Origin of the sequence: Streptomyces sp. PA03-6a (genome assembly GCF_033792765.1) — a bacterium.
GTDB lineage: Bacteria > Actinomycetota > Actinomycetes > Streptomycetales > Streptomycetaceae > Actinacidiphila.
Genome location: NZ_JARAVK010000460.1, coordinates 1 through 3828, shown reverse-complemented (window position 1 = coordinate 3828; position 3828 = coordinate 1). Strand labels below are relative to the sequence as shown.

At 68.7% G+C, this 3828-nt stretch carries 4 protein-coding genes; 2 read left to right on the top strand and 2 right to left on the bottom strand.

Annotated elements, in window-relative coordinates; translation table 11 throughout:
* Position 1: 1 nt before the first annotated feature.
* Positions 2-778, bottom strand: a complete 777-nt coding sequence (locus PV350_RS45385) for a DUF427 domain-containing protein (RefSeq protein ID WP_500339165.1) — start codon at positions 776-778, stop codon at positions 2-4.
* Positions 779-1140: 362 nt separating this feature from the next.
* On the opposite strand from PV350_RS45385, the gene PV350_RS45380 reads away from it, so the two are divergent.
* Positions 1141-1671, top strand: a complete 531-nt coding sequence (locus PV350_RS45380) for a hypothetical protein (protein WP_500339164.1) — start codon at positions 1141-1143, stop codon at positions 1669-1671.
* A 425-nt stretch (positions 1672-2096) separates the two neighbouring features.
* On the opposite strand, the gene PV350_RS45375 is transcribed toward PV350_RS45380, so the two are convergent.
* The gene (locus PV350_RS45375; RefSeq protein ID WP_500339163.1) at positions 2097-2849 is read right to left on the bottom strand and encodes a helix-turn-helix domain-containing protein; all 753 of its coding nucleotides are present in this window, start codon (positions 2847-2849) and stop codon (positions 2097-2099) included.
* 240 nt (positions 2850-3089) lie between these two features.
* On the opposite strand from PV350_RS45375, the gene PV350_RS45370 reads away from it, so the two are divergent.
* Positions 3090-3755 (top strand): DUF4097 family beta strand repeat-containing protein, encoded by a 666-nt coding sequence (locus tag PV350_RS45370; RefSeq protein WP_499516387.1) that lies wholly within the window; start codon positions 3090-3092, stop codon positions 3753-3755.
* Positions 3756-3828: the final 73 nt, after the last annotated feature.

The window sequence follows — 3828 nt, the reverse complement described above, 5'->3', positions numbered from 1 at the left end:
CTCAGGGGGTGGGGGCGGCGGGCTTGGGCAGCAGGACGCCGTCGACGTACAGGTCGACGTGCTCGTTGTAGAACGCGACCAGGCCCGCGATGCGATTGGCCTGAATGGTGGGGAAATCGTACGCCCAGGCGATGTTCTCCTGCAGGTCACCGTCGCTGTCGAAGGACCAGTAGCCGCTCGTGGTCCCCTTGTAGGGGCATCGCGACACCGTGTCCGAGGCCTGCAGCCGGGCCCAGTCGACGTACATGCGCTCCACGTAGTAGCGGGTCGGCAGACCGGTCTCGAACAACTTCACGCAATTGGGCGCCTCGGCCAGCACCACCCCGTCCAGTTCCACCCGCACACTGCTGGACGAACGCAGAGCGTCCACCCGCGAATACGGACTCCGCGGGTGGACGAAGACCGGCTCGTCCTCCTCGAACCAGGAGTCCAGCGCCTCCCACTCGAAGCGCACCTGGCCGCGCAACGGCCCAGGGGTACCCTCGTCCCACACCCACGCCGCACCCTCGCGGACCTGCGAACCCACCCGCAGCGCGTGCCGGCGTGCGGGACCGGCACCGTGATGCTCCGTGTGATGCTCATCGACGAGCACGCCGTCGACCAGGTCCTCCACCGGAATACTGAACTGCGGGTAGGCCCGCCACTCCCACACGTACAGTGCACGACGCGTGTCGAACACCACGCGGCTTCCCACCACGCCCCGGACCCTGCGCGGCACCGGCTCGACATGCCCCACCGGGACAATCAGGCTCGGATGCGCAACACTCTCACTTGCCATTGTGCCGACCTCGGTTCTCTCGTTCGTCTTGCATGCATCGCCTCGCGCGGCAGACGCCGCCCAGCACGGTGCTCCTCTCCACCGGAGCGGGCAGAGGCCGGATCGGCCCCGCCACCCACCTCACGACCGTGGTCGAGGTCGTGTCCTGCGCTGGTGACACCGCCGCGCACTTCCCCACATCCCTTACCGTCGCGGAGGGGGACCCGCCCACAGGCGGCGTACCCCCTCCGGACAAGCAGCAGCCACGCACGTCTTCTCGAGCACAGACCGGCGATGCACTACAAACGTGACAGGTTCCTGGAGGGGCTGGCTCAAAGCAGGGACCCTGCCGGTCCCGCCACCCCGTCCGGCATCCTGGAGCGGTGAGCACACCCGCAACGCCTTCACTCAGTTTGGTTCCCAGCGCTGGAGACACGTCATGGGGGCCAGAGTGGGTCCCACTCGATGCCTTCCGCGAGCCCACGGCGGTTGAGGAGCTCACCCGGTCTGCCTTCATCTGGGACAACTTCAAGGTCGACGTCAGCCTCAGGATCGGCAATGGCGACTTCTCCGACACCGCGACCTCCGTCTGCGTACTGGACTTTGTCCTCATGCTTCACGCCGCGAGGGTCACGCTCCGCAAGGACGGGCTCGCAGTGTTTGAACTGTCCGATCGACAGGACGAATGGCGCTTCACACGGGGTAAGGAGCTCATTGGGTTGCGCACCCGATACGCCACCCGGGAGGGCTGGTGCTTCCGCCCCGCAGAAGGGCACTGCCCGGCGGGTGAGTTCGACAGCCTGGTGGAGCAGTCACTGACGGATGCTCTCGCTCTGATTTTCTCGAGGCAACCCGTGACACGACGGAACCCCTATCTGCAGGCGCTCGCAGGCGGCGGCTTCGGCGCTGCCTGACCGAGCCTGTCGTGCTGCTGACTGGGCACATTCATCCGTGCGTGCCCGAGCAGTTTCAGGAGCACGCCTATGACGGCTGTGAACGACCCCGGGGCTGCTGCCGATCCCGCAGTGGCGGCAGCACGTCCACCCGCCGGCCGCACGGCGCGCTCCGCGGCCGGAGTCGGCCCTGTGCCATCACGCCGCCGGCCACCCGTCCACCTCCCCTGGACCGGGACTCGAGCGTGTTGCAGATCCTGTGATCCAGCCCTTGGCCTCCGTGACAAGAAGGCCGGGCCGACTCTGCACGCACGCCGCCCACCGGCTCGCCGACCGCAGCAGTCCCCCAGCGCGGAATTCGCCGGCACCCGGGTCCGGTTCACATGCAGTGAGCCACTTTGGGACCGTCAGCATCGTCTGCGGCCGTAACCCGCCCAGAGGGCTGTCTATCCGTTGTCCGGACGCGGCGGGGCGGCGGCGGGGCTGGTGCCCGGCCTGGTGTGGAGGACTTCGCGGGCCTGCTCGGCAGCGCGGGTGATGCTTTCGCTGATGAAGTCCAGGAAACGGGCGATGTTCTCCAGCCGGGCGGCGGCAGGCGTGTCAGAGCCGAGAACGGCAACACCCTGACGTGCGGTCGCCACCAGCTGGTCGTTGGCCCGGGCGCTGGCGATCGTGGCCTGGTAGAACAGCTCGTCATCGACGACGTAGCGGTCCCGGCGGCGCTCGTCGCGCTCGCGGCGCACCAGGCTCTGGCTCTCCAGGAACGCGATCGCCTTGGAGATGGATGCCGGGCTGACCTGGAGCCGCTGGGCGAGTTCCGACGCGGTCAGGCTGCCCGCATCGGTGGTGAACAGACAGGTCAGCACCCGGGCCGACATTTTGCTCAGGCCCGAACCCATCAGCACGGTGGTGAACGTCTCCTCATATTCCGCCACCGCCTCGGCATCCCGCCCGTGCGGCTGAAGGCCCGGCTGCGCCCCCCGCGCCGAGGCGGGCCTGCGTCGGTGGGCACGGCGTTCGGTGGCCCGGTGCGCCAGGTCGGCGCGGTAGGCGGTGGGGCCGCCGTTGCGCATCACCTCCCGTGTGACCGTCGACGTCGGACGGTCCAGACGCCGGGCGATCTCGGCGTAGGGGAGGCTGTCGGCCAGTCCCAGCGCGATCTGCTGACGTTCGGTCTGGGTGAGCCTGCCGCCCGGCATCGCGGTCTCCCTCGGTGATCCTGCGTGGTGGTCCCTGACGCCCGCCACTATAGCGTTCACTCCACTGCCATTGCAATGATCGCAGTAGTGGGCGTTGCGTTCTCGGCAGAGCCGTTGCAACAGTTTCCAGGCATCTACCTGCGCCGATACGGGTTTTGCGCAACGAGCTTGTTGCCTCGAATTGGAAAGCAACGTAGCGTTTCCGGTGTCAGAAACCATGAGCGAACACGGGAGACCACGATGCGCACCTTCGACACCCCCGCCCCGATCTCCGCCGTCCTGGACGTCCCCGCCGGACGCATCCAGTTCATCGCCGCCGACCGCACCGACACCACCGTCGAGGTCCTGCCCGCCAACCCCGCCAAGAACAGCGACGTCCAGGCCGCCGAGCAGACCACCGTCACCTACGCCGACGGCGTCCTGCAGATCCGCAGCACCCAGGCCGGCAACCGGCTCTTCGGGCCCTCCGGGTCCCTGGAGGTCACCGTCCAGCTGCCCGCCGGCTCCCACATCCAGGCCAAGACCGCAAGCGCCGAGCTGCGCGGCGTCGGACGCCTCGGCGACATCGACTTCGACGGCGCCTACCGCCAGATCAAGATCGACGAGGCGGCCGGCGTCCGCCTCTCCGCCATCGACGGCGACATCGAGATCGGCCGGCTCACCGGCTCCGCCAAGATCAGCACCCAGCGCGGCGACATCCGCATCGCCTCGGCCCTGCGCGGCACCGTCGAACTGCACACCCAGTCCGGCGACATCACCATCGCAGCGGCCGCCGGAGTCTCGGCCACCCTGGACGCCGGCACCGGCCACGGCCGCATCAGCAACGCCCTGAAGAACAACGGCACCCCCGACCTCGACATCCAGGCCACCACCCCCCACGGCAACATCACCGCCCGCAGCCTGTAAGCGGCGCAGCACCACCCCGGGACAGCCACCGACCAAGAAGTCCCGCACGGCGGGTCACCAGCCCGCCCCGCCC